Raw genomic sequence first — 25595 nt, forward strand, 5'->3', positions numbered from 1 at the left:
TTCCTTGGTCGCGGGGGCCGGTCAGTTGCGCCGGCCGGATGCCCCTCCGCGCCGTCGCGGCGCGCCGCCCCGCGCCATCCCCTCGCGCAGCACCGCGGTCATCGGGTGGCCCTCCTCGCGATGACGCGCAAGCAGTACCTCGATCAGCGGGCGCGCTTCGGCATCCCCGGGCAGCGACAGCGCCCAGTCGAGAAAGATCGAGCGGCATTCCGCGTCCGTTATGCCGTCGATGCGGTAGGCCTCGGCGATCAGGCCCTTTGGGTCCTCGGGGGTTCCCTTCTTCATGGGTCAGGCTCCTTCATGTCTCGGGCGGCGGCAGGGCAGCGTCGATGATATCGGCCGCGCGGGCGGTCATCTCGGAGAGCTTTTCGCGCAGCTCGTCGGGGCCGTCGGTCCCGGTCAGGCGGGTCAGGAAGGCACAGCCCCCGGCGCCGAGTTCGGTTGGGTCGAGCGCGCCCTCGGCAATCAGGCGGGCGCCGATCTGCAGGCTCCAGCACAGCCGGTAGGTGGCGGCGAGGTGATCGGCATCCGCCTTGCTCAGCCAGCCTTCGCGCGCCGCCATGGCGAGCCCGCGCGTGGTGCGCCGCGGCGCCTGCCCGGAGAGCAGCGCGCCGGCCTGCGCGGTGAGCTCGATATCCTGCATCCGGCCGCGCCCGATCTTGGGATCCCAGACCGCGCCCTGCCCCTTTGCGGCAGCGATGCGCGCCCGCATGGTCGCAAGCTCGCCCAGCACCTTGTCTCGCGGCGGCGGGCTGGCGAGCAGCGTGGCGCGCAGCGCCTCGACATCTTCGGCCAGCGGCGCAGGGCCCGCCACGACGCGGGCGCGAGTCAGCGCGAGATGTTCCCAGACCCAAGCCTGCTCGCTCTGGTAGCTGCGGAACGAGGCCAGCGAGGTCGCCACCGGCCCCTGATTGCCCGAGGGCCGCAGGCGCATGTCGATCTCGTAGAGCTTTCCTTCCGCCATCGGTGCCGTCATCGCGGTGATCGCGGCCTGGGTCAGCCGGGCGTAGTATTGCCGCGCGGGCAGCGGGCGGCGCCCGTCGGACGCCTCGACCCCGTCGGGGTCATAGATCGAGATCAGATCGAGATCCGAGAGCGCGTGCAGCCTTCGCGCGCCCAGAGACCCCATGCCCACCACAACCGCGCCGCGCCCCGGGGCGGACCCATGCTTGCGGGCGAATTCCTCCTGAACCACCGGCAGGACGGCGGCCAGAGACGCCTCGGCGAGGTCGGCATAATGCTCGCCCGCCTCCTCCGGCTCGCTGAGGCCGCGCAGCAGGTGCACCCCGGCCCGGAAGTGCCATTCCTTCTGCCAGCGCCGCGCCATGTCGAGCCGGGTCTCGTAGTCCCCCTCGCGCGCAAGGATCTCCTTCAGCTCGGCGGTGAGCGCGGCGGCCCCTGGCCAAGGGCTGAAGAAATCGCCGCCGATCACCGCATCGAAGACGCTGGAATTGCGCGACAGGTGCCGCGCCAGATCCGGCGAGGTCGAGACGATGTCGATCAGCAGGTCGATGAGCTGCGGGTTGGCCTCGAAGAGCGAGAACAGCTGCACCCCCGCCGGCAGCCCGGCAAGAAAACCGTCGAAAGCCGCAAGCGCCTCCTGCGGCTTCGCGGCCTTGGCGAGCCGTCCGAGAATCTCGGGCTTCAGGCGCTTGAAGATCTCCACCGCCCGGCCCGAGCGCAGCGCCGGGTAGTTCGGCCAGCGCGCCACCAGCTCGCTGCGCTCGATCTCGTCGGGCACGTCGGTCTCGCAGGGCGCGTCGGGGGCGAAGAAGCCCTCGGTCAGCTCGTGCACCTCTTCCAGACGGCGCTTCAGATCCTGCTCGAGCTCGGCGCGGTCGCGCCCGCAAAGCGCCGCCAGCCGGTCGAACTCGGGATCCGAGCTTGGCAGCTGGTGGGTCTGCGCGTCGCGCAGCATCTGCACCCGGTGCTCGATCTCGCGATGGGCGCGGTAATGCTCGGTGAGCTTCTCGGTCACGCCTTGCGGCACCCAGCCGGTCCGGGTCAGCACCCGCAGCCCGTCGACCGTGCCGCGCACCCGCAACTCCGGGTCGCGCCCGCCGGCGATGATCTGGCGGGTCTGGGTGAAGAACTCGATCTCGCGGATGCCCCCGCGGCCCAGCTTCATGTCGTGCCCCGGCAGGGTGATGGCCCCGTGTCCGTGCTTGTCGCGGTAGCGCAACCGCATGTCGTGCGCGTCCTGGATGGCGGCGAAATCCAGATGCCGGCGCCAGACGAAGGGGCGCAACGTCTCGAGGAAACGCTCGCCGGCCTCGACATCGCCGGCGCAGGGCCGCGCCTTGATATAGGCGGCGCGCTCCCAGGCCCGGCCGAGGCTCTCGTAGTAGCGCTCTGCCGCCTCCATCGAGATGCAGACCGGCGTCACGGCCGGATCGGGACGCAGCCGCAGATCGGTGCGGAACACGTAGCCCTCCCCGGTCAGATCGCCGAGACTGCCCGACATGCGCCGGGTGGCGCGGACAAAGGCGCTGCGGGCCTCGTGGAAATCATCGCGGTCGAAGCGGGTTTCGTCGAACAGGCAGATCAGGTCGATATCCGAGCTGTAGTTGAGCTCGAACGCGCCCATCTTGCCCATTGCCAGCACCACCATGCCGCCGGCGGTCGCGATGTCGTCCTCGGTCGCGCCGGGCAGCTTGCCGCGGCGGATCTCGCGCGCGATGGCGGCCTGCAGCGCTTTCTGCACCGCGAGATCGGCAAAGCGGGTGAGCGCGCCGGTGACCTCCTCGAGCGTCCAGACGCCCGCAAGGTCCGACAGTCCGGCCAACAACGCCACGCGACGCTTGGCCTGCCGAAGCGCCACGTCGACCTCGTCGGGTGCGCCGGCGTCGAGCTCGGCAAAAAGCGCTGGCAGCGCGGCGTCGGGATCGTCGAGCGCGGCGTGCAGCCAGTCGGCCTCCTTGCGGATCAGGCCCTGAAGATAGGGGCTGGTGCCGCCGGTGCCCTCGATCAGCGTGGCGACATCGCCCTCGGCCCAGGGCGTGGCGGCAAGCGCCTCGGCGCCGAGGTCTGGCTCGAAGGGGCGCGGCAGGCGGGTGGTGCGGGATGCAAAGCTCATGCCGCCTATATGGCGGAGCGCGGCGGCATTGCGCAATGGGCTGCGCTTGCAGCCGGGCACGCGACGCGCTCTAACCGGGCCGGCAAGAACAGGAGACCACGATGAGCAAGAGCCTCAAACGCGTCCGAGCGGCGCTGGAAGACGCAGGGCTGACCCCGGAGATCCGCGAGGTGGGCCAGGCCCGCACCGCGCAAGAGGCCGCCGACAGCGTCGACTGCGAAATCGACCAGATCGCCAAGTCGATCATCTTCCGCGCCGAGGACAGCGGCGAGGCGGTGCTGTTTCTGACCGCCGGCGGCAACAAGGTCTGCGCCGAGAAGGCCTCGGCGCTGGCAGGCGAGCCGCTGGGCAAGGCCGATGCGACGCTGATCCGCAGCCAGACCGGCTTTGCCATCGGAGGCGTCTCGCCGGTGGGTCATCTCAACCCGATCCGGGCGTGGATTGATCCGCGCCTGCTCGACTTCACCACCATCTGGGCCGCCGCCGGCACGCCGCGCCACGTCTTTGCACTCGACGCGCACCTGCTCCCCCAGCTGACCGGCGCGGTGGCGGCAGAGTTCACGCTCTGAGCCGCCGCTGAGCCCTTGCCGCTGCGGCGTGGCGGCGCCATGCTGCGGGCAAAGCGAGGAGATTTTGTCATGGGCTGGTCCTTTCCCATCGGTCGGCTGTTCGGCTCGGAGCTGCGGGTGCACGCCACCTTCTTCCTGCTGCTGGCCTGGATCGCGGTCTCGGCCTGGTCCTATGGCGGGCCGGCGGCGGCACTGCAGAACGTGGCCTTCGTGCTGGCGCTCTTCGCCTGCGTGGTGGCGCACGAGTTCGGCCACGCGCTGACCGCGCGGCGCTACGGCATCAAGACCCCCGACATCACGCTCCTGCCGATCGGCGGCCTCGCCCGGCTTGAGCGGATGCCGGAAAATCCGCGTCACGAGATCATCGTGGCGCTGGCAGGTCCGGCGGTAAACATCGTGATCTGGGCGGTGCTTCTGCTCTTCGGGGCCAACACCCATCTCGACGAGCTGATCGCGCTTGGCAACGCGCCCGGCGCCTTCCTTGGCCAGCTCGCGGCGGTGAACCTGTTCCTCGCATTGTTCAATCTGCTGCCCGCCTTCCCGATGGATGGCGGACGCGTCCTGCGCGCGGCACTCGCCACCCGCATGGACCGCGTCCACGCCACCCGCGCCGCCGCCACGGCGGGCCAGCTCATGGCGTTCCTGTTTGCGTTCTGGGGGCTGGCCTCGGGCAATTTCATGCTGCTTCTGATCGCCATCTTCGTGTTCTTCGCCGGCCAGGCCGAGAGCCAGGATGTCAGCTCGCGCGCGGTGGCCAAGGGGCTGATGGCGCGCGATGCGATGATCACCAGCTTCGAGAGCCTGAGCCCCGCCGATCCGATCCATGTGGCCGCGCAGACCCTGATCCGCACCACGCAGCACGAATTCCCGGTGCTCGGCGAGGATGGAAAGCTCGCTGGCTTCCTCACGCGCACGGCGCTGTTTCACGCGGTGGCCGAGGGGCAGAACACGCTCGAGATCGGTGCGGTGATGGAGGACGTGCCGCAGGTGTCGCTCGACACCCCGCTGGATGCCGCGCTCGACGCGCTGAGCGAGGCCCCCTCGGTGGCGGTGGTCGATCCCGATGCGCGGGTGCTGGGCTACATCACGCGCGAGAACGTGGGCGAGTTGATGGTGCTGCGCACTCCGCGCTGAGCCAGCCGGCATCGCCGCCCGAGGCGCGAAACGCTTGACCCCGGTGGCGGGAATGCTACGGAGAGCGTCACGGTGGGCCTGTAGCTCAATTGGTTAGAGCAGGGCGCTCATAACGCCTTGGTTGCGGGTTCAAGTCCTGCCGGGCCTACCAGACCGAACTCACCAAGCGCCGCGCCAACAGGGTCTGCGCCAGCGCCTTGATTGCCGTCCCTCTTCCCTCCCCTGTTCGGCCAGAAACGCGCCTCTGGGCGATACGCGCTAGCAAGTGTTCGCGGCGGAGACCGGCAGGACGACCTCGCGCGGGTTCGGGATTACCATCCGGCATTCGCCACGCGCGGCTCTGGATCGTGTTGCAACGCCGGCTCTGCCCCGAGGCCATCGATACGGAACACCCGGACACCGTCCGAAAGTGTCCGGCTGTTTTGCGTCAGGCTCCGGATGGCGCTGGCGGTCTGGTTGACCATGGCCGCGTTCTGCTGCGTGACCGTGTCGAGCTGCGAGATGGCGGTGTTGATCTCGCCCAGCGTCATGGTCTGCTCGTTGAGCCCGTGCACCACTTCGCGGATCCGGTCCGAGATCCGATCGACGCCTGAAAAGATGCTGCCGAGCTCGCCGCTGGCGCGGCCGACAAGTTCGACCCCGGCCTTGACGTGGATGCCGCTTTCGCTGATCAGCGCCTTGATCTCCTGCGCCGATTCCGCCGACCGCTGCGCCAGGGTGCGGACCTCGGAGGCCACCACCGCAAAGCCGCGCCCGGCCTCGCCTGCGCGCGCCGCCTCGACCCCGGCATTGAGCGCGAGCAGGTTGGTCTGGAAGGCGATGTCGTCAATCACCGAGATGATCTGCGAGATCGAATCCGACGAGGTCTCGATGCGCTTCATCGCCTCGGTGACGTCTTCGACCACCTTGCTGCTGCCTTCGGCAGCGCTCTTGGTCTCCTCCGCCTCTCGCCCGACCTCGGTGGCGTATTCGGCGGCAGACTTGGCATTGGAATTAAGCTCTTCGACCGCCGCGGCGGTCTCTTCCAGTGTCGCCGCCTGGGTTTCTGTGCGCTGCGACAGCTCGTCGGAATTGTCGCCGATTTCGGAGGCCACGCTGTCGATCTCGCCCGAGACGCTCTGCACCTGGCGGATCAGCCCCGAGATGTGCTCGGCCGCGGCGTTGAACGCATCGGCCAGCTCGCGCAGACGATCCTGCGCGGTGAGCGTCACGCGATGCGACAGGTCACCCGAGCTCAACGCCTCGAGCCCGTCGGCGATGGCGCGGATCGCCTGGCGCTGGCCGGTGATCTCGGTCGCGATCTTGGTGATGCGCACCACGTCACCAGCCTCGTCATAGACCGGCGCATAGGTGGCGGAGATCCAGATCACCTTGTCATCTCTGGTGATGCGCGGAAACTCGTCCGAGAAGAACTTCCCGGCCCGCAGATCCTCCCAGAATTGCCTGTAGGCCTCGGATTGGCGGTACTTCTTCTGCACGAAGATGCTGTGATGCTTGCCGATGACCTCGCTCTCGTCCGGATAGCCGAGCGCCGCGAGAAAATTCTCGTTGGCGCGCAGGATCGTGCCGTCGGGCGCGAAATGGATCACGGCCTGCGTGCGTTCGACGATCTGCAGGATCGCCTCATCGCCGGTCACTTCGTGCTGACTGTCTTGCTTCGACTTGCGGGAAAACCACATCCCAGCGCTCCTTCAGGCGGTTCCTGACGGAGCAGATACCTCGACAGACCTTTCCAGAGACTGAACAGGCGCGCAATTTTACGCCGCGCGCGCGTCCAGCCCCTGCAGCGCATCCATCGCGATGGCGTAGCTCCGCTGACGCGCCTTGGGATCGTGCATCGCGCTCGACAGGATCAGCTCGTCGGGACGGTAGCGCTCGATCAGCCTCGACAGCCCCGCAGAGACCTGCGCCGGATCGCCGGTGGCGCTCACGCTCAGCGCCTGCTCGACAATCGCCACGTAGCGCGGGTCGGCGACGTCGTGAATATTATCCACCGGGTGCGGCAGCTTGCCGGGCCGACCGCTGCGCAGGTTGATGAAGGCCTGCTGCTGCGAGGTCTTCAGCCGCAGCGCCTCGGCCTCGGTCTCGGCCGCCCAGACATTGGCCGCCAGCATGAAGCGCGGCTTGTCGGTGATGCCGGGCTGGAAGCGGTCGCGGTAGATCTCGACAGCCTGATCCAGCGCGTCGGGGGCGAAATGCGAAGCGAAGGCATAGGGCAGCCCCAGATGCGCCGCGAGCTGCGCACCATAGAGCGACGAGCCGAGGATCCACACCGGCACATGCGTGCCCTCGCCCGGCACCGCGCGCACCGGCTGACCCTCGCTGGCCTCCTGAAACAGGCCGATGAGCTCGACCACGTCCTCGGGGAAGCGATCCGAGGAGGTGTGGTTGCGGCGCAGCGCCATGGCGGTGATCTGGTCCGAGCCCGGCGCCCGCCCGAGCCCGAGGTCGATGCGGTCCGGGAACAGCGTGGCCAGCGTGCCGAACTGCTCGGCGATCACCAGCGGCGAGTGGTTGGGCAGCATGATGCCGCCCGCGCCGACACGAATCTTGCTGGTGGCGGCGGCCACCTGCCCGATCACCACCGAGGTCGCCGCCGAGGCGATGCCCACCATGTTGTGATGTTCGGCCAACCAGAAGCGGTGATAGCCCAGCCGCTCCACGTGGCGCGCCAGATCGAGCGTGTTGCTCAGGGCGTCGGCCACGGTGCCGCCTTCGGACACCATGGAGAGATCGAGAACGGATGCGGGGATCATGGCCGGCCTTTCTGCTGCGTCGTCCTCCCGCATATAGGCATGCACGTTTTGTCTTGAAGATGCAAAGGCCCCCGATCTTTCCAGACCGAGGGCCAATTCACGATTGCTTGTCGCGCCTTAGGCGGCGGCCTTCACCGCGCGCTTGGTCAGAACCGCGATCAGGTGGGCGCGGTAATCGCCCGAGCCGTGCAGGTCCGAGATCATGCCGTCGCCCGAGAGCGACAGACCGTCGAGCGCGTCGGCCCCGAAATTCGACGACAGCGCGGACTCGGCCTCGGACCAGCGGAACACGCCATCCTCGGAGGCGCCGGTCACCGCAACGCGCACGCCGTCGGCGTATTTCGCCACGAACACCCCCACCAGCGCGAAGCGCGATGCGGGCTGCTCGAACTTGATATAGGCCGCGGCCTCCGGCACCGGAAACTTGACCGCGGTGACGATCTCGCCCTCTTCGAGCGCGGTGGTGAACATGCCCTCGAAATAGTCGTCCGCCGCAATCTCGCGGGTGTTGGTGACGATGGTCGCGCCCGAGGCCAGCGCCGCCGCCGGGTAACAGGCGGAGGGGTCGTTGTTGGCGAGGCTGCCGCCGATGGTACCGCGGTTGCGCACCGCCGGGTCCCCGATGTTCACCGCCAGGTCGGCCAGCGCCGGATAGGCGCTGCCCACCTCGGCCGCCACCGTCGCATGGGTGGTGCCGCCGCCGATGGTGACGGTGTCCCCATTGATGGAGACGCCCTTGATCTCGTCGATATTCTTCAGGCTCACCAGCACCGACGGCGCGGCGAGGCGCGCCTTCAGCGACGGAATCAGCGTCTGACCGCCGCCCAGCGCCTGCGCCTCTTCCTTGCCCAGCGCCGCCACCGCGTCGGCGACGCTTGTCGGGCTTTCGATCTCGAAGCTGTACATCTTCTATCCTCCTGTCGAAGGGTCTCCGGGCGCAGCGCCCTGCCCTTCTTCACGTTCCAAATACTCAACGATCCGGCGGCGCCGTCAAGCGATGCCGCCGGAAAGAGGCTCAGCCCTGCATCGCTTTCCACACACGGTGCGGCGAAACCGGCATGTCGATGTGATCGACCTGCGTGTAGCCGCCCGAATGCAGCGCGTCGATCACCGCGTTGACCACCGCCGGCGGCGAGCCGATGGCGCCGGCCTCGCCGCAGCCCTTCACCCCGAGCGGGTTGTGGGTGCAAGGCGTGGCACAGGAATGGTCCACCTGGTAGAACGGCACGTCCTCGGCCCGCGGCATGGCGTAGTCCATGTAGGAGGCCGACAGAAGCTGGCCGTTCTCGTCATAGACGCAGCTCTCGAGCAGCGCCTGCCCGATGCCCTGCGCCAGACCGCCATGCACCTGCCCTTCCACGATCATCGGGTTCACCACGTTGCCGAAATCGTCGGCGGCGGCAAAGCGCTCGATGGTGACGCGGCCGGTCTCGGGGTCGAGCTCGAGCTCGCAGGCATAGGCGCCCGAGGGATAGGTGAAGTTCGCCGGATCGTAGAACGCCGTCTCCTCCAGCCCCGGCTCGATATCCTCGAGCGGGTAGTTGTGCGGCACGTAGGCGGCCAGCGTCACGTCGCCCCAGGCCACCGACTTGTCGGTGCCCGCCACGGTGAACTGGCCGTCCTTGAGCTCGATGTCGGCATCCGAGGCCTCGAGCAGGTGGCCGGCGATCTTCTTGGCCTTGTTGATGATCTTCTCGGTGGCGCGCACCATGGCCGAGCCGCAGACCGCGAGGCTGCGCGAGCCATAGGTGCCCATGCCGAAGGGGATCTTCGAGGTGTCGCCGTGCACGATGTCGATCATGCTCTCGTCGATGCCGAGCATCTCGGCCACCACCTGCGGGAAGGCGGTCTCGTGGCCCTGCCCGTGCGAATGGGCACCCACCATGACCGAGATCGATCCGGTCGCATTCACCCGCACCGTGGCGGCGTCATAGAGACCGGCGCGCGCGCCGAGCTGACCCACGAGGTTCGACGGCGCAATGCCGCAGGCCTCGATATAGCAGTTGATGCCGAGCCCGCGCAGCTTGCCATTGGCCTCGCTCTCCTTGCGGCGGGCTCAAAGCCCTCGCGATCGATCATCTCCTCGAGCTTGTCCATCGTCGCGGTGTAATCGCCGGTGTCGTATTCGACGGCCACCGGGGTCGAGTAGGGGAAGCTGTCGATGAAGTTCTGCCGGCGCAGCGCGATCGGATCGACGCCGAGCTCGCGTGCCGCCTTGTCGACCAGCCGCTCAAGCTGGAACGTGGCCTCCGGGCGGCAGGCGCCGCGATAGGCATCGACCGGGACGGTGTTGGTGAAGACGGCCTTCACGTTCACCTGGATCGCCGGGGTCTTGTAGTTGCCCGCCATCAGCGTGCCGTGCAGCCAGGTCGGCACCGACGACGAGAAGGTCGACAGATACGCGCCCATGTTGGCCAGCGTATCGGTGCGCAGGCCGATGAAGTTGTTGTCGGCATCGAGCGCCAGCTCGATCTTGGTCACGTGGTCGCGACCATGGGCGTCGGACATGAACGCCTCGGAGCGGGTCGAGGTCCACTTGACCGGGCGATTGATCTGCCGCGACGCGAAGGTGACGAAGGCCTCCTCGGCGTAGTGGAAGATCTTGGTGCCGAAGCCGCCGCCCACATCCGGGGCCACCACCCGCAGCTTGTGCTCGGGGATGCCGAGCACGAAGGCGCCCATCAGCAGACGGATCACGTGCGGGTTCTGCGAGGTGGTGTAGAGCGTGCTCTCGTCGTTGGCGCGGTTGTACTCGCCCAGCGCGACGCGCGGCTCCATCGGGTTGGCCACGAGGCGGTTGTTGATCAGATCCAGCGTCGTCACATGCGCGGCGTTCGAGAAGGCCTCGTCGATCGCCGCCTGATCGGAGCCGAACTGCCAGTCGTAGCAGAGGTTGTCGTCGAGATCGTCGTGCACCTTGGCGGCACCGGCCTCGAGCGCGGCCTTCATGTCGACCACCGCCGGAAGCTCGTCGATGTCGTAGACGATGGCCTCGGCGGCGTTGCGCGCCTCCTCCAGGCTCTCTGCCACGACCGCGGCGATGGGATCGCCCACATGGCGCACCTTGCCCTGCGCCAGAACCGGGTGCGCCGGCTCCTTCATCGGCTCGCCGTTCTTGTCGGTCACCTGCCAGCCGCAGGGCAGACCGCCGATGCCCTCGAAATCCTTCCCGGTGAAGATCCGCACCACGCCGGGCATCGCCTCGGCATCGCTGGTGTCGAGATTGTTGATGGTGCCATGCGCCACGTCCGAGCGCAGGAACACGCAATAGGTCTGGCCGTAGGTGCTGATGTCGTCGGTGTACTGACCGGCGCCTGTCAGGAAACGCACGTCTTCGCGGCGTTTCTGCGAGGCTCCGATGCCATGATCCTTGGGCATGAAAACTCCTCCCTGGGTGTGGCGGGCAGCCCCCGCCTTGGCAAATCCCTCCCGGACGCCGCGATCCGGCGGGTCCTCCACCCGCCGATCCGGCCGTTCCGGTTCGTCGCTAACTCACTCGGCGGCGATGCCGCTCACGTCCTGCCCGCTCGCCGCCAGGATCGCCTTGACGATGTTGTGGTAGCCGGTGCAGCGGCAGATATTGCCCTCAAGGTAATCGCGCACCTCGTGCTCGCTGGGCTTGGGGTTCTCCTTGAGCAGCGCCGCCGCGGTCATCACCATGCCCGGGGTGCAGAAGCCGCACTGAAGCCCGTGATGGTCCTGAAACGCCTGCTGGATCACCGAAAGCGAGCCATCCGCATTGGCCATACCCTCGATCGTCGTCACCGAGGCGCCCTCGGCCTCGCCGGCGAACATGGTGCAGGCCTTTACGCTCTGGCCGTCCACGTGAATCACGCAGGCACCGCACTGGCTGGTGTCACAGCCCACATGGGTGCCCGTCAGGTGCAGCTCGTCGCGCAGAAATTCGGTCATGAGCGTGTTGCCCGAGACCTCTTTCGAGACGGCCTTGCCATTCACCGTCATCGTCACCTTGGTCATCAAGTCCTCCCTGGGTGTCCCTGTCTGTTGTCCTTTGGTGGTCGCGGGCTCCTTGCCTGCCCGCGGGATCTTGTCGAATGCGCTTCAGGCAATGGGCCTCAGTTCGAGACCATGCGCTTGAACCAGCCCTTCTTCTTGCCCTCTTCGGCCGCCTCGCCTTCGGCTTCCGGCGCGTCCTCGGGATCCGCCGGTCCTTCGACCGCGTCCTGAAGGTTGGTGAAGAACTGGTCCGCCATCTTCTTTGCGAAACCGTCGATGATGCGGCTGCCGAGCTGTGCCAGCTTGCCGCCGACCTTGGCCTCGACCTCGTAATGCAGCTCGGTGATGCCGTCGCCCTTGTCGGTCAGCGTCACGTCGGCACCGCCCTTGGCGAAGCCCGCGGCACCGCCCTTGCCCTCGCCCGACAGCGTCAGGCTCTCGGGCTCGTTGCGGTTCGACAGCGCGACCTGTCCCTTGAAGGTCGCCTTCACCGGGCCGACTTTCTGAACCACGGTGGCCTCGAAGCCCTCTTCCGGCGACCCGGTCATCTCGGTGCAGCCGGGCACGCATTGCTTGAGAACCTCCGGGTCCAGGATCGCGGCCCAGACGACCTCGCGGGGCGCCTTGATCTCGCGCGTGTCGCTCATGTGCATGGTGGGGGTCCTCCCTTCCTCTCCGGGCCCCACAGTACACGTTGGCCGTGGGGCGCATATAAGACCAATGGCTAAGACCAGTGGCGTGTCTCCGGCCGGTCCCGAAAAGGGGATCCGGCCATTTGCCGGCAGCATGGACAATGGCCTCATCGCTGCCAAGCGGATTCGTCAAATCTGCCCGGGGCTTGCGCTCCTGGCGCGCGATCAGCCTCCGGCGTAGACCTCGACTGTGGGCAGATCCGTCAGAGGTGCCTCGATCAGGCGCATCGCGGCAAGCGAGATGCGACTGCCGCCGGTGGCGGGCCCGTCGATGGGGGTCAGCGTCACCTGCGCGGATTTGCCGGTCGCCGGGAACACCACGCGGCCTTGGCGTTCGGCGCTGACCAGAGGCGTCTCGAGCCAGAAGCCCGGCTTCGAGGGGTCTCCGAGCGACACCACGGTGGTCCCGAGCCGGCTCTCACCGCCCGCGGACGGTGCCGCCGCGGCGGCGCGCTCCTCGGCGCTGGTGGTGTCGAACTCTTCCTCGGTGCGGGCACCGACGGGCGGGGCGATGCCGCTGGCAGGCCGCGCTTCGGGGCGCGCGGCCTCGGTCGAGGTGGCGGCGGTCGCGGTGGCGACGGGCTCTTCCTGCTGGGCCGGCGACATGACCTGGCCACAGGCGGCGAGCAGCAAGACGGGGAGAAGGGAATACGCTTTCATGCCGGCAGCCTAGGACCAATATCCGGGGCTGACAATCGCGTCCGTCCTTGCCGAGCGGCGCAATCGCGCCTAGATTTCGCGGATGGAAAAGCTCATCGATCCCTTCGCGCGCCCGATCTCCTACCTGCGGGTCTCGGTCACCGACCGCTGCGACTTCCGCTGCGTCTACTGCATGTCCGAGAACATGAGCTTCCTGCCCAAGAAAGAGCTGCTGACGCTGGAAGAGCTCGACAGGCTGTGCTCGACCTTCATCGGCATGGGGGTCGAAAAGCTGCGCATCACCGGCGGCGAGCCCCTGGTGCGGCGCGACATCCTCAAGTTCTTCCAATCGATGACCCGGCATCTCGATTCGGGCGCCCTGCGCGAGCTGACGCTGACCACCAACGGCTCGCAGCTCGAGAAATTCGCCAAGCCGCTCTACGAGGCCGGCGTGCGCCGGGTGAACATCTCCGCCGACACCCTCAACGAGGAAAAGTTCGCCGAGATCACCCGCTGGGGCCGCCTGCCCCAGGTGCTGCGTGGCATCGACGCGGCGCAGCAGGCCGGGATGCGGGTCAAGCTGAACGCTGTGGCGCTCAAGGGCTTCAACGAGGACGAACTGTTCTCGATGACCGAATGGTGCGCCGAGCGTGACATGGACCTGACCTGGATCGAGGTCATGCCGATGGGCGACATCGGCAACGAGGACCGGCTCGACCAGTACTGGAAACTGACCGACCTGCGGGCGCGGCTGGCCGAGCAGTACACGCTCACCGACCTGCCCGAGAGCACCGGCGGTCCGGCCCGCTACGTGCGCCTTGAGGAGACCGGGCAGAAGATCGGCTTCATCACGCCGCTCACGCATAATTTCTGCGAAAGCTGCAACCGCGTGCGTCTCACCTGCACCGGCGAGCTCTTCATGTGCCTGGGGCAAGAAGACAATGCCGACCTGCGCAGTGCGTTGCGCAACCACCCGGGCAGCGACGCGCCGCTCGAGGCGGCGATCCGTGCCGCCATCGAGCGCAAGCCCGAGGGCCATGATTTCGACTACTCGCGCCAGAGCGTCGACGGCCGCGTGTCACGCCACATGAGCCACACCGGCGGCTGATCCCCGTGCCCGAAAAATCTTCGCAGGAAGATTTTTCGCCCCCCCGCGCATCGAAGATTTTTCGTCCGAAAAATCTTGCGACGTTCGACGGTCGAGCCAGTGACCGGGTCGAGGCCCATGGCGCCGACGTCGCCTTTCACCTTGCGCCAACGCCCCGCCTGAGCGGCGAAATCCGCCGGCCTCGCGGAAGGGCGTTGGGTCGCGCGCCGCTTTGTGCCTATACTCGCAACAATCCGGGCGCGAGACCCGCCCCCGAGCAGCGATGGCAAGACAGGCAAGACCCACAGATGACCCAAGACACGGTTACCGTGCGCCCGCTCCGGGCGGCAGACGAAGAGAGCTGGCGCAAGCTCTGGACCGGCTACCTCACCTTTTACGAGTCCTCGGTGAGCGAGGAGGTCTACCAGACCACCTTTGGGCGCCTGCTCGACGGTGACGACCACGAATTCCACGCGCTGGTGGCCGAAAGCGACGGCGAATTGATTGGCCTCGTGCACTACCTCTTCCACCGTCACTGCTGGCGGGTCGAGAATGTCTGCTACCTGCAGGATCTCTTCGCCGCGCCCGAGGCGCGCGGCAAGGGCGTTGGCCGGGCGCTGATCGAGGCGGTCTATGCCAAGGCCGACGAGGCCGGATCGCCGAATGTCTACTGGCTGACACAGGATTTCAACCACACCGCCCGGCAGCTTTACGACCGGATCGGGACCCTGACCCCCTTCATAAAGTACCAGAGGGCCTGATGCGCCGGCTGCTGTTTCCGGTGCTGATGTGGCTGGCCTCCTGCATGCCGGTCGCCTCTCCGGAGACGGCGAGTCGCGCCGCCGCCTCGCTGGGCGATCTCGGCCCGCTGCCGGCGATGAAGAGCTTCGCCCAAGCACATCCCGCGCCGCCCGCCATCTCGAATGCCGATCTCTTCCGCGACGTGCTGGACCTGGCCTTCGCGCTGGAATCGGGCCGCGCGCTCGAGCAGTTCTCGCGTTTCGAGACGCCGGTCACCGTCACGGTGCAGGGCAAGGCGCCGCCGTCCATGGGACCGGATCTCGACCGGCTGCTGCAGCGCCTGAGACGCGAGGCGGGGATCGACATTTCGCGCGTCAGCGCCGCCGAGGCCAATATCACCCTCGTTGCGGTTCCGCGCGACGAGATCCGCCGCCACCTGCCTCAGGCCGCCTGCTTCGTTGTGCCCAATGTCAGTTCGCTGCAGGAATATCTCTCCGCGCGCAAGAGCCGGCGGGTGAGCTGGACCAGCGTCACGCGGCGCGAGCGCGTGGCGATCTTCCTGCCCGCCGATGCCGCGCCGCAGGAGCTGCGCGACTGCCTGCACGAAGAGATCGCCCAGGCGCTGGGACCGCTCAACGATCTCTACCGGCTGGGCGACAGCGTGTTCAACGACGACAACGTCCACACTGTGCTGACCGGCTATGACATGACGGTGCTGCGGGTTTTCTACGACCGCACCCTGCGCTCGGGGATGCGCCGAGACGAGGTCGCGGCGCGGCTGCCGGCGATCCTCGCCCGGATCAATCCCGAGGGCAGCCTGCACCAGGCGCGCCGTCTGCCCGCCACACCACGGGACTGGAGCGCGGCGGTGCAGACCGCGCTCGGCCCCGGCACGGATTACGACGCGCGGCTGAAGGCCGCTTCCACGGCACTGGGGATTGCCGAGCGCGAGGGCTGGCACGACCACCGGCTGGGCTTTTCCCACTACGCCATGGGCCGGCTCTTGCAGGGCAGCGACGCCGAGGCAGCACGGCGCGCCTTCCTGCGTGCCCGGGACACCTTTGAGCACGCGCCGGATACGGCACTCCACCAGGCCTACGTGGCCGCACAGCTCGCCGCATACGAGATCCACGCCAACCGCCCCGAGGCGGCGCTGGCGCTGACCGCGCCGCATCTCGACACCGCCATGCGACACGAGAACGCGGCGCTGCTCTCGACGCTGCTCCTCTTGCGCAGCGAGGCGCTCGACCTGGCCGGGCGGGCCTCGGAAAGCCGGCTGGTCAAGCTGGACTCCCTGGGCTGGGCACGATACGGCTTCGGCCCGGACTGGGCCGTGCGCGCCAAGGCGCGCGAGATCGGCTCGCTCAATCCGCTCAAGGGAGGCAGGGGCGCAGGATGATCGTGATCGCTGGGGTTCTCATCGGGGCCATCATCGGCGGGCTGACCGCCAAGCGCCGCAAGGGCGATCTTGCCGATATCGCGCAGTTCGTGGTGGTCTATGCCATCGCCTTCGGGCTGGCCGGGCTGATCGCGACCATCGTGATCGAGAAACTCGCGACCTGAGCCGAGAGGCCTGCGTCGCAGGCCGTAGAGCAGGCAGGGGCGCTGCCCCTCTGGCGCCTGCGGCGCCATTCACCCAGGGATATTTCCGGCCAGAAGAAGAACAAGGGCCGCGCGCCGTTTCGGAGGCAGCGCGGTGGGCGGGAAACGTCGGGCGCGTTTTTCCGCGGGGCCGGCGTCGTGGTGGTTGCGACCGGGGCCGCTTTGCGTAGGATGAGCGCATCCCCAGCGGAGCCCGCATGTTCGTACCCTTCTTCGAAACCCTTCGCGCCGCTCAGGTGCCGGTCTCGCTTCGCGAGTATCTGACCTTTCTCGAGGCCATGCGCGCAGGTCTGGCGACCTATGACGTGGAGGGGTTCTACTACCTCGCACGCAGCGCCATGGTGAAGGACGAGCGCCATCTCGACCGCTTCGACCAGGCCTTTGCCCACAGTTTCAAGGGGCTCGAAAAGATCGGGCTGGAGCAGATGCTCGAAGCGGTGGAGCTGCCCGAAGACTGGCTGCGCAAGATGGCCGAGAAGCACCTCACCGAAGAAGAGAAGCGCGAGATCGAGGCGCTTGGCGGTTTCGACAAGCTCATGGAAACGCTGCAGGAGCGTCTCAAGGAGCAGCAGGGCCGGCACCAGGGCGGCAACAAGTGGGTCGGCACCGCCGGCACCTCGCCCTTCGGTGCCTACGGCTACAACCCCGAGGGCGTGCGCATCGGTCAGAAGGAGAGCCGGCACCAGCGCGCGGTCAAGGTCTGGGACAAGCGCGAGTTCAGGAACCTCGACGACAGCGTCGAGCTTGGCACCCGCAACATCAAGGTGGCGCTGAAACGGCTGCGCCGCTGGGCCCGCGACGGGGCGCAGGACGAGCTCGATCTCGACGGCACCATCCGTGCCACCGCCGAGCACGGCTATCTCGACGTCAAGACAAGGCCCGAGCGCCGCAACGCGGTGAAGCTGCTCCTGTTCTTCGACATCGGCGGCTCGATGGATCCGCATATCAAGGTGGTCGAAGAGCTGTTCTCGGCGGCGCGCTCGGAGTTCAAGCATCTCGAGCACTACTACTTCCACAACTGCCTCTACGAGGGCCTGTGGCGCGACAACCGGCGGCGCTGGGACCAGCAGACCGCGACCTGGGACGTGCTCAACACCTACGGCTCGGACTACAAGTGCATCTTCGTCGGCGACGCCTCGATGAGCCCCTACGAGATCGCCTATCCGGGCGGCGCCAACGAGCACTGGAACCAGGAGGCCGGTCAGGTCTGGCTCGAGCGCGCCCGAGCGCAATGGCCGGACCACCTGTGGATCAACCCGGTGCCCGAGCGGCACTGGCCCTATACCCAGAGCATCGGCATGATCCGCGAGATCTTTGACGACCGCATGGTGCCTATGACACTGGACGGGATCGAGCGCGGCATGAAGGAGCTGTCGCGATGATCCTCGCGGTGGATGGCGGCGGCTCGACCTGCCGGGTGGCGCTGGAGCACGCCGGCAGCCGCCACGTGGTCAGCCTTGGTGCCGCCAACGTGACCAGCGATTTCGACGGCGCCGTGGCGCGCATCACCGAAGGTATTCAGGCGGTGTCGCAGGCGGCCGGGCTGAGCCCGGAGGCGCTGCGCGCCTGCCCGGCCTATCTCGGGCTTGCCGGGGTCACCGGCCCGGCGCTGGCCGACACAGTGGCACGCGCCCTGCCCCTCAACCACGCGGTGGTCGAAGAGGATCGCCGCGCCGCGGTGGTGGGTGCGCTGGGGCGCGTGACCGGCTGCGTGGCCGGGCTTGGCACCGGCAGCTTCCTCGCACGGCAGGATGGCGACAACTTCCGCAGCATCGGCGGCTATGGCCTGGTGCTCGGCGACGAGGCCTCGGCGGCGTGGCTCGGCCGCGAACTTCTGATCTATACGTTGCGCGCCCATGACCGGCTCGAGGCACACACCCCGGTGAGCAAGGCGCTGCTCGATGATCTGGGCGGCGCGCCCGGTGTCATCGCCTTCGCCGCGAGCGCCACGCCGGAACGCTTCGGCCAGCTCGCGCCGCGGATCACGCAGGCGCCCGACGATCCCGCGGCGGCGCTGCAGATGCGGCGCGGCACAGCCTATGTGGCGACCGGTCTCAACGCGCTCGGCTGGCGCCCGGAAGAGCCGATCTGCCTGATCGGCGGCGTCGCGGGCGCCTATGCCGACTGGCTGCCCAAGGAGATGGCGGAAGCGCTGCGGCCCGCCGAAGGCAGCGCGCTCGACGGCGCGCTGGCGCTGGCGCGGCGGCTGGCGCCGGTGGCCTGAGACCCCGCGGCCCGAGGCCTAGAACTCGACCTCGAGCTCCTCGATCTCTTCCGGCTCGGCCAGCGCGCCGGAGATCCAGTCCTGCATCGGGGCCCAGTCGAGCACCGTGTCGATATAGGCCTCGAGCCGGTCGTCGAGAGTCACCGCGTAGGTGCGGAAGCGGGTGCAGACCGGCGCGTACATGGCATCGGCCACGGTGGGCCGGCCGAACAGGAACGGCCCGTCATAGGTGTCGAGGCAATCGTGCCAGATTGTCTTGACCCGCTCCACGTCTGGGCGCGCACCCGAGAAGATCTTGAAGCGCTCCTGACGGGCTTTGAGATTCATCGGCAGCGCAGAGCGCAGGTTGTAGAACCCCGAATGCATCTCGCCCGAGATCGCGCGGCAATGGGCGCGCCGCGCCACGTCCTTCGGGTAGAGCCCGGCATCGGGGAAGGCCTCGTTGAGATACTCGGCGATGGCCAGCGTGTCCCAGACCTGCACCTTGCCGTGGGTCAGGCGCGGCACACGCACCGTGGGCGACAGCAGCAGCAGTTCCTGGCGCATCTCGGCATCGGAAGGATCGACCGGCGCCTCGTCGAAATCGAGCCCGGACATCTTGCACAGAAGCCAGCCCCGCAGCGACCAGGACGAGTAGTTCTTCGATGAAATCGTGAGCGTTGCCTTGGCCATGCTCCCCCCGTTGCTGACGTGATGCTGCACTGCGACATGATTTTTGTCGCATGGCCCCCGGGTTCTGGCTAGCGTTTTCACAGCAAGGGAGGGTTTCGACACCGTGCTGTACGCCACCTACCAGGGGTTTGATGATTTAATCGCCCCTTTTCGAACCGCCGCGCTTACCGCGATGGCCTTCGCCCCAAGAGGCCCCGGCCCCTTCGCCGACCTGATCCGCAAGAACGCCGCGCTGGCCGAGATGATCTCGCGCTTCCAGCTGACCCACGAGCGACCGGGCTTTGGCATCTCCTCGGTGCGGGTCGAGAACCGCGACGTGCCGGTGACCGAGGAGGTGGTGCTCGACCTGCCCTTCGGCAATCTTCTGCGCTTCCGCAAGGACATCGACACCGCCCAGCCCAAGGTGCTGGTGACGGCGCCGCTCTCGGGCCATTTCGCCACCCTGCTGGCGGGCACGGTGAAGACCCTGCTGCGCGACCACGATGTCTATATCACCGACTGGAAGAACGCCCGCGACGTGCCGCGCGATGCCGGTGAGTTTGGCGTCGAGGATTACGTCGACTACGTGATCCGCTTCATGGAACAGATCGGCCCCGGCGGTCACGTGCTCGCGGTCTGCCAGCCCTGCGTGCAGGCCCTCGCGGCGGTGGCGGTGATGTCCGAGGACCGCAACCCGGCGACGCCGCGCTCGATGACGCTGATGGCGGGCCCGGTGGACGTGCGCGAGAGCCCGACCACGGTGAACGAGCTGGCGCAGGACAAGCCGCTCGGCTGGTTCGAGCGCAACGTGATCTCGACGGTGCCGTTCCGCTATCCGGGCGCCGGGCGGCGGGTCTATCCCGGTTTCGTGCAGCTCACCGCCTTCATGTCGATGAACATGGAGCGGCACCAGGCGCAGCACCGCAAGCTCTACGATCATCTCGCCGCCGGAGAGGACACGGAAGCAGGCCGGATCAAGGCGTTCTATGACGAGTATTTCGCAGTGCTGGACCTCACCGAGGAGTTCTACATCGAGACCATCGACCGGGTGTTCCAGCGCGCCGAGCTCGCCACAGGCGATTTCAGCTTTCGCGGCCGCAAGGTCGACCCGTCGAAGATCCGCAACACCGCGCTGCTGACCGTCGAGGGCGGACGCGACGACATCTGCGGGCTCGGCCAGACCACCGCGGCGCATGATCTGTGCTCGACGCTGAGGCCGCACCTCAAGCGCCACCACCTGCAGGCCAATGTCGGCCATTACGGCGTGTTCAACGGCCGCCGCTGGGAGAACGAGATCTACCCGGTGGTGCGCAACATGATCCTCGCAATGGAGTGAGCCGGTCGCGTCCCGCGCCGCTTCGGGCTCATTGGCTGGCACGCGCGTATACGCTGGCCGCTGATAGGTCCGATGGCCGATATGGCCCTGCGCCAAGCAATAATGCGCCTTCACAGGTCGCGCTACGTGCTCAGCGTCCCTTTGCGCCCCGTGCGTCTGCGAAGGGGCACGCCCTATCCATCTCGCCTGATGCGATCCAAAAAGGCGCACGTCAGGGGGCGGTGCATCGAAGGGAATGGTGGGTGATGAGAGACTCGAACTCCCGACATCTTCGGTGTAAACGAAGCGCTCTACCAACTGAGCTAATCACCCGGTGCGCGCGGTTTAGCCAAGCGCGCGGCGCAGTTCAAGTCGCTTTGCGCAGCCGGCGCTCACGTGCGATCCAGGTGCGCGGTCCCGGCCCCTCCCGGCCCTTCCTGTCATCGGGGTTATAGAGCGGGCAGGTCTCCATGGACAGGCAGCCACAGCCGATGCAGCCATCGAGATCGTCGCGAAGCGCCTCAAGCCGGGCAATGCGGGCGTCGAGCTCGCGACTCCAGTCCTCGGACACGGCCTGCCACTCCGCCTTGTTCGGCGCCCGGCCCTTCGGCAGCCGCGCCAGCATGGCGCGGATCTCCGCCAGAGGGATGCCCAGCGATTGCGCCACCCGGATCACCGCCACCCGGCGCAGCTCGCGACGGTCGTAGCGGCGGTGATTGGCGGGCGTGCGCCAGCTCTCGATCAGGCCCTCGGATTCGTAGAAATGCAGCGTCGAGACCGCGACGCCGGCGCGGGCAGCCATCTCTCCGACCGAAAGGTCGTTGGGGCGCACCGGCGCGCCGCGGCGGGAAGCAGGGAGAGACATGAGCGCTTGACCTCAAGTGAGCTTGAGGAAGCAGGTTGGCCGATATCGACCGAATCTGCAAGGAGACCCGCCCATGTCGACCCCAATCCGCATCATCGGCCTGCGCCCGATCCGTCTGCGCCTGCTTGGCCCCTTGCGGGCATGGCTGCGCGCCCGCCATGCCCGCAAGCGGCTGGCACAGCTGCGCCGCAGCCCGGCCCTGGTCCGCGATATCGGGCTGACAACACACCCCGAGCCACTGGACCCGCCACGGCCGCCTGAACGGTGGTGAGCCACGCGACGCAGCCAGCCAAACCGCGCCACGCTCTTCAGCGCTCCGCCCGCCGCGACGCGCTTTGCCTGTCGGGACTCGAGGACAGCGCCCGGACCGGGCGCGTTGCGCAGGAAAACCTTGGGCCAGAACGAAAAAGGGCGCGCTCGATCCGGTTGGAGAGCGCGCCCTTCAGAAGAATGGTGGGTGATAAGAGATTTGAACTCCTGACATCTTCGATGTGAACGAAGCGCTCTACCACTGAGCTAATCACCCGGTAGCGGGTCTAATAAGAGAAGCCGCCGAGAGGTGCAAGAGGGCAATCGCAGGATTTTCCGCGAAATCTCTGCCCCCCCCCGCGCGCTGCCGTTGCGGCAGCCCCCGGGGCTTAGTCTTCAGCGGCTTCGGGGCCCTCGCCGGCACTGCCGGGTCGCTGTGGCGCGTTCTGACGCAGCCGCGCGTTGATCACGCGCTTCTCGCCCCGGGTCTTGATGTTGCTGACCTTGAGTTTGCCGAAGGGCTCCAGCCGCAGCTCTCGGCCCTCGGCCAGCGCCTCGCCGAGAATCGCCAGCGCCGCCTCGACCGATGGCTTTGCCTCGCGCTTCTTGACCCCGCAGCGCGCCACCACCCGGTCGACCAGCTCCTTCTTGTCGAGTTCCCCGGACGCCGCGCCACCGACCGACGCATCGGGTGCTGCGTCGGGATCATCCGGTACGGTCTCGAGGGATGGCACGACGTCCGCCTCCTCGGCGTCGCACGCCTCGGTCGCGGTGGCCACGGATGCGCTGCGCTGCGCCTTGCTGCTGTATGTCATGGCGATCCAGTTCCGGTTGAGGGCGACCCGCCCAGAAAACTCTCCATATGAGAATATTAACCAATTCAGACCCCACTGAACAGGGCGCGGCGGATGGGGCAGAGGAAAGATGCCGTCGTCGCCCGCTCTGGTGCCGCCAGCGGCGCTCGGCTACACCGAGGCCAAGGGGGAGCCACATGCCAGAGATCCAACTCGTCATCTTCGACTTCGACGGTGTCGTCGTCGACAGCGAGGTCATCAGTGCCCGGATGCTGGTGGCTGAGCTGGCCGAGTATGGCGTCAGCATCGACCTGCCCTACGTGGCGCAGCACTTCCTCGGGCGCAGCTACCCGGTGGTGCTCGAGCAGATCCGGCGCGAGTTCGCGATCACCCTGCCCCGGGGATTCGAGGCCGATTACCGCGCCCGGCTGGTCGCGGCCTTCCGCGACGGGCTGCGCGTGATGCCAGGGCTGACCGAAACGCTCGAGGCGCTCCGCGTGCCCTATGGCATTGCCACCAGCTCGAGCCCGGCGCGGGTGGCGCAGTCGATGGAGATCGTGGGCCTGACGCGATTTTTCGACGGGCGCATCACCACCGCCGCCGAGGTGACGCATGGCAAGCCGGCCCCAGACCTGCCGCTCAGGGCGGCAGAGAAGGCCGGAATCGCGCCGGAAAACTGCCTACTGATCGAGGATTCACTGGCCGGGATCCGCGCCGGCCTCGCGGCGGGAATGCAGGTCTGGCAATTCACCGGCGGCAGCCATTTCGCGGGCATGGTGCCGCCTTCGGCACCGGATGCCCTGCCGCATCAAGCATTTGCCAAATTCTCCGAGCTCGCGCATCTTGCCCCGCAGCTTCTGACAGCGGCACAGACGAAGGGACCGGCGCATGAGTGACGACAGCGAGGCATCCGCCGACGACATCGCGGCCCGCGCCGGCTGGCTCTACTACGTCGGCGGCCTGCGGCAGGACCAGATCGCGCAGGAGCTGGGCATCTCGCGCCAGCGCGCCCAGCGCATGGTGGCCCGCGCCATGGCCGAGGGTCTGGTGCGGGTGCGTATCGACCATCCGATCGCCGACTGCCTCGAACTGGAGCGCGCGCTGCGCCGCCAGTATGGGCTCGATCGGGTGCGCGTCGCGCCGGGGATCGGCTCCGGGCAGGATGCGCCGCGCGCCATCGCCCCCTTCGCCGCGCCCGAGCTCGAGCGCGTGTTCCGAGACCCCGAGCCCAAGCTCGTCGCGCTTGGCACCGGGCGGATGCTGCGCGCGGTGATCGAGGAAATGCAGGTGCTCCCCGCCAGCCACCACCGGGTGGTCTCGCTGATCGGAAACGTCTCTCCCGACGGTTCGGCCTCGTTCTACGAGGTCATCATGCGCATTGCCGACAAGACCGGCGCGCCGCACTACCCGATGTCAGTGCCGGTGATGGCCCGCGATGCCGAGCATTTCGAGATCTACCGCAGCCTGCCCCACGTCAAAAGCTCGCGCGCGCTCGGGGCGCAGGCCGACCTGACCATCGTGGGAATCGGCCAGATGGCCGAGGACGCGCCGCTCTATGTCGACGGGTTCATCACCGCCGACGAGCTTCACGCGGTGCAGGAGGCCGGCGCGGCGGGCGAGATCTGCGGCCATATCTTCGATTCGAACGGCCACTATATCGACCATCCCGTCAACAACTTCATGGTCGGCTCGCGCGTGCCCGTGAACGACAATCCGGTGATCTGCATCGCCGGTGGTCCCAGCAAGATCAAGGCGTTGCGGGCTGCTCTCAAGGGCCGGCTCATCCAAGGCCTGATCACGGACGAACACACCGCCGCCGCTTTGCTCGGCAGCTGAGCCATGCGTTGCACGCAAATCAGGCTTGACAAGACTCGCGCCCTCATGTGAGCTTTTACTCACTTCTTGAGCATATGCTCAGTGTGAAGGTTTGGGAGGACCACCATGTCTAATTCGATCCGTGCCCTGATGGGCGCGTGCGCCATTGGTGCGCTTGCAACCGCCGCATCGGCGGAGACGATCACAGTTGCGACCGTGAACAACGGCGACATGATCCGGATGCAGGGGCTGATGGATGAGTTCAACGCCGAGTACCCCGACATCGAAGTCGAGTGGGTGACCCTCGAGGAGAACGTGCTGCGCCAGCGCGTGACCCAGGATGTGGCGGCCAAGGGCGGCCAGTTCGACGTCATGACCATCGGCACCTACGAGGTTCCGATCTGGGGCGCACAGGGCTGGCTGGTATCGCTGAACGACCTGCCCGCCGAGTGGGACGCGGATGACATCCTGCCCGCGATCCGCGGCGGCCTGACCGTCGACGGCGAGCTCTATGCGGCGCCGTTCTACGGCGAAAGCTCGATGGTGATGTACCGCAAGGACCTGATGGAAGCCGCTGGCATGGAGATGCCCGAGGCGCCGACCTGGGACGACATCGCCGCGGCCGCCGAGGCGATGACCGACAAGGACAACGAAATCTACGGCATCTGCCTGCGCGGCAAGGCTGGCTGGGGCGAGAACATGGCCTTCCTGACCGCCATGTCGAACTCGTTCGGCGCGCGCTGGTTCGACGAGAACTGGACCCCGCAATTCGACAGCGAGGCCTGGGCGAACACCATCAACACCTACATGGACCTGATGACCAACTACGGCCCCCCGGGCGCCTCGACCAACGGCTTCAACGAGAACCTCTCGCTGTTCCAGCAGGGCAAGTGCGGCATGTGGATCGACGCCACCGTGGCGGCCTCCTTCGTGACCAACCCCAACGACTCCTCCGTGGCGGACCAGGTGGGCTTCGCCCTTGCGCCCGACAACGGCCTTGGCAAGCGCGGCAACTGGCTCTGGGCCTGGTCGCTGGGCATCCCCGCCGGCACCGATGCCGAGGATGCGGCCAAGACCTTCGTCGCCTGGGCGACCTCGAAGGAATACACCCAGCTCGTGGCCGAGAAAGAGGGGTGGGCCAACGTGCCCCCGGGCACCCGCACCTCGCTCTACGAGAACGAGGAGTACCAGAAGGTGCCGTTCGCGGAGATGACCCTCAACAGCATCAACGAGGCTGACCCGAACCAGCCCACCGTCGATCCGGTGCCCTATACCGGCGTGCAGTTCGTCGCGATCCCCGAGTTCGCGGGCATCGGCACCCAGGTCGGTCAGGAATTCTCGGCGGCCCTCGCAGGCCAGCAATCGGTCGAGCAGGCGCTCGAGAACGCGCAGGCGATCACCACCGACGAGATGGAAGCTGCCGGCTACT

Annotated in this window: 24 protein-coding genes, 3 tRNA genes and 1 pseudogene; 14 read left to right on the forward strand and 14 right to left on the reverse strand. The window is 67.5% G+C overall.

The genetic code is table 11. The features are described from left to right. Positions 1-21: 21 nt before the first annotated feature. Together R2601_RS18290 and glnE are read right to left on the reverse strand one after the other, a co-directional pair. Positions 22-285 carry a hypothetical protein gene (locus tag R2601_RS18290; protein WP_007801028.1) on the reverse strand — a complete coding sequence of 88 codons (264 nt, stop codon included), beginning with the start codon at positions 283-285 and terminating at the stop codon, positions 22-24. 13 nt (positions 286-298) lie between these two features. Then, entirely contained in the window at positions 299-3076 is a 2778-nt protein-coding gene (gene glnE / locus R2601_RS18295; RefSeq protein WP_040545507.1) for a bifunctional [glutamate--ammonia ligase]-adenylyl-L-tyrosine phosphorylase/[glutamate--ammonia-ligase] adenylyltransferase, read from the reverse strand. Between the two features lie 101 nt (positions 3077-3177). Here glnE and R2601_RS18300 point away from each other — a divergent pair, with 101 nt between their 5' ends. The 3 genes from R2601_RS18300 (at position 3178) to R2601_RS18310 (ending at position 4930) form a co-directional block, all read left to right on the forward strand. After that, positions 3178-3645 carry a YbaK/EbsC family protein gene (locus tag R2601_RS18300; protein ID WP_007801033.1) on the forward strand — a complete coding sequence of 156 codons (468 nt, stop codon included), beginning with the start codon at positions 3178-3180 and terminating at the stop codon, positions 3643-3645. Positions 3646-3714: 69 nt separating this feature from the next. After that, positions 3715-4779, forward strand: coding sequence for a site-2 protease family protein (locus tag R2601_RS18305; RefSeq protein ID WP_007801036.1), 1065 nt, complete (start codon positions 3715-3717; stop codon positions 4777-4779). Positions 4780-4853: 74 nt separating this feature from the next. Continuing rightward, positions 4854-4930, forward strand: a tRNA-Ile gene (locus R2601_RS18310). 160 nt (positions 4931-5090) lie between these two features. On the opposite strand, the gene R2601_RS18315 is transcribed toward R2601_RS18310, so the two are convergent. The 7 genes and pseudogenes from R2601_RS18315 to R2601_RS18345 all read right to left on the reverse strand — a co-directional run bounded on the left by R2601_RS18315 (position 5091) and on the right by R2601_RS18345 (position 12844). Continuing rightward, on the reverse strand, positions 5091-6458 hold the full coding sequence (locus R2601_RS18315) for a methyl-accepting chemotaxis protein (RefSeq protein WP_007801038.1): 1368 nt from the start codon (positions 6456-6458) through the stop codon (positions 5091-5093). Between the two features lie 78 nt (positions 6459-6536). Beyond that, complete coding sequence (locus tag R2601_RS18320) at positions 6537-7535, reverse strand: LLM class flavin-dependent oxidoreductase (protein WP_007801040.1); 999 nt, start codon at positions 7533-7535, stop codon at positions 6537-6539. A 117-nt stretch (positions 7536-7652) separates the two neighbouring features. Then, entirely contained in the window at positions 7653-8441 is a 789-nt protein-coding gene (locus tag R2601_RS18325) for an FAD binding domain-containing protein (protein WP_007801041.1), read from the reverse strand. 109 nt (positions 8442-8550) lie between these two features. Continuing rightward, positions 8551-10913: pseudogene (locus R2601_RS27670) on the reverse strand (xanthine dehydrogenase family protein molybdopterin-binding subunit). A 114-nt stretch (positions 10914-11027) separates the two neighbouring features. Next, complete coding sequence (locus R2601_RS18335; protein ID WP_007801048.1) at positions 11028-11513, reverse strand: (2Fe-2S)-binding protein; 486 nt, start codon at positions 11511-11513, stop codon at positions 11028-11030. A 98-nt stretch (positions 11514-11611) separates the two neighbouring features. Further along, on the reverse strand, positions 11612-12145 hold the full coding sequence (locus tag R2601_RS18340; RefSeq protein ID WP_007801050.1) for an SRPBCC family protein: 534 nt from the start codon (positions 12143-12145) through the stop codon (positions 11612-11614). A gap of 204 nt (positions 12146-12349) precedes the next feature. Next, complete coding sequence (locus R2601_RS18345; RefSeq protein WP_007801053.1) at positions 12350-12844, reverse strand: hypothetical protein; 495 nt, start codon at positions 12842-12844, stop codon at positions 12350-12352. An 82-nt stretch (positions 12845-12926) separates the two neighbouring features. Between R2601_RS18345 and moaA the strand changes: the two genes are divergently transcribed. The 6 genes from moaA to R2601_RS18375 all read left to right on the forward strand — a co-directional run bounded on the left by moaA (position 12927) and on the right by R2601_RS18375 (position 18477). Continuing rightward, on the forward strand, positions 12927-13931 hold the full coding sequence (moaA, locus tag R2601_RS18350; protein WP_007801055.1) for a GTP 3',8-cyclase MoaA: 1005 nt from the start codon (positions 12927-12929) through the stop codon (positions 13929-13931). Positions 13932-14218: 287 nt separating this feature from the next. Then, on the forward strand, positions 14219-14671 hold the full coding sequence (locus R2601_RS18355) for a GNAT family N-acetyltransferase (protein ID WP_007801057.1): 453 nt from the start codon (positions 14219-14221) through the stop codon (positions 14669-14671). Further along, on the forward strand, positions 14671-16050 hold the full coding sequence (locus tag R2601_RS18360) for a DUF2927 domain-containing protein (RefSeq protein ID WP_007801059.1): 1380 nt from the start codon (positions 14671-14673) through the stop codon (positions 16048-16050). The genes R2601_RS18355 and R2601_RS18360 overlap by 1 nt, the downstream gene beginning before the upstream one ends. Continuing rightward, positions 16047-16214 (forward strand): hypothetical protein, encoded by a 168-nt coding sequence (locus tag R2601_RS18365; RefSeq protein WP_007801060.1) that lies wholly within the window; start codon positions 16047-16049, stop codon positions 16212-16214. Before R2601_RS18360 ends, R2601_RS18365 begins: the two co-directional genes overlap by 4 nt. A 236-nt stretch (positions 16215-16450) precedes the next feature. Continuing rightward, complete coding sequence (locus R2601_RS18370) at positions 16451-17635, forward strand: vWA domain-containing protein (RefSeq protein WP_007801062.1); 1185 nt, start codon at positions 16451-16453, stop codon at positions 17633-17635. Continuing rightward, positions 17632-18477, forward strand: a complete 846-nt coding sequence (locus R2601_RS18375) for a glucosamine kinase nucleotide-binding domain-containing protein (RefSeq protein ID WP_007801064.1) — start codon at positions 17632-17634, stop codon at positions 18475-18477. Before R2601_RS18370 ends, R2601_RS18375 begins: the two co-directional genes overlap by 4 nt. Positions 18478-18495: 18 nt before the next feature. Here R2601_RS18375 and R2601_RS18380 read toward each other — a convergent pair whose 3' ends face one another. Then, positions 18496-19149 carry a glutathione S-transferase family protein gene (locus R2601_RS18380; RefSeq protein WP_007801066.1) on the reverse strand — a complete coding sequence of 218 codons (654 nt, stop codon included), beginning with the start codon at positions 19147-19149 and terminating at the stop codon, positions 18496-18498. 103 nt (positions 19150-19252) lie between these two features. Between R2601_RS18380 and R2601_RS18385 the strand changes: the two genes are divergently transcribed. Beyond that, complete coding sequence (locus R2601_RS18385; protein WP_040544898.1) at positions 19253-20464, forward strand: polyhydroxyalkanoate depolymerase; 1212 nt, start codon at positions 19253-19255, stop codon at positions 20462-20464. A 236-nt stretch (positions 20465-20700) separates the two neighbouring features. On the opposite strand, the gene R2601_RS18390 is transcribed toward R2601_RS18385, so the two are convergent. Continuing rightward, positions 20701-20776 (reverse strand) — tRNA-Val (locus R2601_RS18390). 34 nt (positions 20777-20810) lie between these two features. Beyond that, positions 20811-21308 carry a redox-sensitive transcriptional activator SoxR gene (soxR, locus tag R2601_RS18395; RefSeq protein ID WP_050768422.1) on the reverse strand — a complete coding sequence of 166 codons (498 nt, stop codon included), beginning with the start codon at positions 21306-21308 and terminating at the stop codon, positions 20811-20813. 73 nt (positions 21309-21381) lie between these two features. On the opposite strand from soxR, the gene R2601_RS18400 reads away from it, so the two are divergent. Next, the gene (locus tag R2601_RS18400) at positions 21382-21579 is read left to right on the forward strand and encodes a hypothetical protein (RefSeq protein ID WP_007801072.1); all 198 of its coding nucleotides are present in this window, start codon (positions 21382-21384) and stop codon (positions 21577-21579) included. A gap of 180 nt (positions 21580-21759) precedes the next feature. Here the strand turns inward: R2601_RS18400 and R2601_RS18405 are convergent. Then, a tRNA-Val gene (locus tag R2601_RS18405) sits at positions 21760-21834 on the reverse strand. A 112-nt stretch (positions 21835-21946) separates the two neighbouring features. Further along, complete coding sequence (locus tag R2601_RS26095) at positions 21947-22372, reverse strand: HU family DNA-binding protein (RefSeq protein WP_007801074.1); 426 nt, start codon at positions 22370-22372, stop codon at positions 21947-21949. A 176-nt stretch (positions 22373-22548) separates the two neighbouring features. Between R2601_RS26095 and R2601_RS18415 the strand changes: the two genes are divergently transcribed. The 3 genes from R2601_RS18415 to R2601_RS18425 form a co-directional block, all read left to right on the forward strand. After that, entirely contained in the window at positions 22549-23247 is a 699-nt protein-coding gene (locus R2601_RS18415; protein ID WP_007801075.1) for an HAD family hydrolase, read from the forward strand. Next, positions 23240-24187 carry a sugar-binding transcriptional regulator gene (locus tag R2601_RS18420; RefSeq protein WP_007801077.1) on the forward strand — a complete coding sequence of 316 codons (948 nt, stop codon included), beginning with the start codon at positions 23240-23242 and terminating at the stop codon, positions 24185-24187. Before R2601_RS18415 ends, R2601_RS18420 begins: the two co-directional genes overlap by 8 nt. 105 nt (positions 24188-24292) lie before the next feature. Then, the coding region (locus R2601_RS18425) for an ABC transporter substrate-binding protein (protein ID WP_040544901.1) at positions 24293-25595 on the forward strand (1303 nt) is incomplete at its 3' end.

Source organism: Salipiger bermudensis HTCC2601, assembly GCF_000153725.1.
Lineage (GTDB): Bacteria > Pseudomonadota > Alphaproteobacteria > Rhodobacterales > Rhodobacteraceae > Salipiger > Salipiger bermudensis.

Excerpts from the sequence above, each read along its gene's own strand:
- R2601_RS18290 (WP_007801028.1), bottom strand. The coding sequence starts at position 285 with ATGAAGAAGGGAACCCCCGAGGACCCAAAGGGCCTGATCGCCGAGGCC.
- glnE (WP_040545507.1), bottom strand. The coding sequence starts at position 3,076 with ATGAGCTTTGCATCCCGCACCACCCGCCTGCCGCGCCCCTTCGAGCCA.
- R2601_RS18300 (WP_007801033.1), top strand. The coding sequence starts at position 3,178 with ATGAGCAAGAGCCTCAAACGCGTCCGAGCGGCGCTGGAAGACGCAGGG.
- R2601_RS18305 (WP_007801036.1), top strand. The coding sequence starts at position 3,715 with ATGGGCTGGTCCTTTCCCATCGGTCGGCTGTTCGGCTCGGAGCTGCGG.
- R2601_RS18315 (WP_007801038.1), bottom strand. The coding sequence starts at position 6,458 with ATGTGGTTTTCCCGCAAGTCGAAGCAAGACAGTCAGCACGAAGTGACC.
- R2601_RS18320 (WP_007801040.1), bottom strand. The coding sequence starts at position 7,535 with ATGATCCCCGCATCCGTTCTCGATCTCTCCATGGTGTCCGAAGGCGGC.
- R2601_RS18325 (WP_007801041.1), bottom strand. The coding sequence starts at position 8,441 with ATGTACAGCTTCGAGATCGAAAGCCCGACAAGCGTCGCCGACGCGGTG.
- R2601_RS18335 (WP_007801048.1), bottom strand. The coding sequence starts at position 11,513 with ATGACCAAGGTGACGATGACGGTGAATGGCAAGGCCGTCTCGAAAGAG.
- R2601_RS18340 (WP_007801050.1), bottom strand. The coding sequence starts at position 12,145 with ATGCACATGAGCGACACGCGCGAGATCAAGGCGCCCCGCGAGGTCGTC.
- R2601_RS18345 (WP_007801053.1), bottom strand. The coding sequence starts at position 12,844 with ATGAAAGCGTATTCCCTTCTCCCCGTCTTGCTGCTCGCCGCCTGTGGC.
- moaA (WP_007801055.1), top strand. The coding sequence starts at position 12,927 with ATGGAAAAGCTCATCGATCCCTTCGCGCGCCCGATCTCCTACCTGCGG.
- R2601_RS18355 (WP_007801057.1), top strand. The coding sequence starts at position 14,219 with ATGACCCAAGACACGGTTACCGTGCGCCCGCTCCGGGCGGCAGACGAA.
- R2601_RS18360 (WP_007801059.1), top strand. The coding sequence starts at position 14,671 with ATGCGCCGGCTGCTGTTTCCGGTGCTGATGTGGCTGGCCTCCTGCATG.
- R2601_RS18365 (WP_007801060.1), top strand. The coding sequence starts at position 16,047 with ATGATCGTGATCGCTGGGGTTCTCATCGGGGCCATCATCGGCGGGCTG.
- R2601_RS18370 (WP_007801062.1), top strand. The coding sequence starts at position 16,451 with ATGTTCGTACCCTTCTTCGAAACCCTTCGCGCCGCTCAGGTGCCGGTC.
- R2601_RS18375 (WP_007801064.1), top strand. The coding sequence starts at position 17,632 with ATGATCCTCGCGGTGGATGGCGGCGGCTCGACCTGCCGGGTGGCGCTG.
- R2601_RS18380 (WP_007801066.1), bottom strand. The coding sequence starts at position 19,149 with ATGGCCAAGGCAACGCTCACGATTTCATCGAAGAACTACTCGTCCTGG.
- soxR (WP_050768422.1), bottom strand. The coding sequence starts at position 21,308 with ATGTCTCTCCCTGCTTCCCGCCGCGGCGCGCCGGTGCGCCCCAACGAC.
- R2601_RS18400 (WP_007801072.1), top strand. The coding sequence starts at position 21,382 with ATGTCGACCCCAATCCGCATCATCGGCCTGCGCCCGATCCGTCTGCGC.
- R2601_RS26095 (WP_007801074.1), bottom strand. The coding sequence starts at position 22,372 with ATGACATACAGCAGCAAGGCGCAGCGCAGCGCATCCGTGGCCACCGCG.
- R2601_RS18415 (WP_007801075.1), top strand. The coding sequence starts at position 22,549 with ATGCCAGAGATCCAACTCGTCATCTTCGACTTCGACGGTGTCGTCGTC.
- R2601_RS18420 (WP_007801077.1), top strand. The coding sequence starts at position 23,240 with ATGAGTGACGACAGCGAGGCATCCGCCGACGACATCGCGGCCCGCGCC.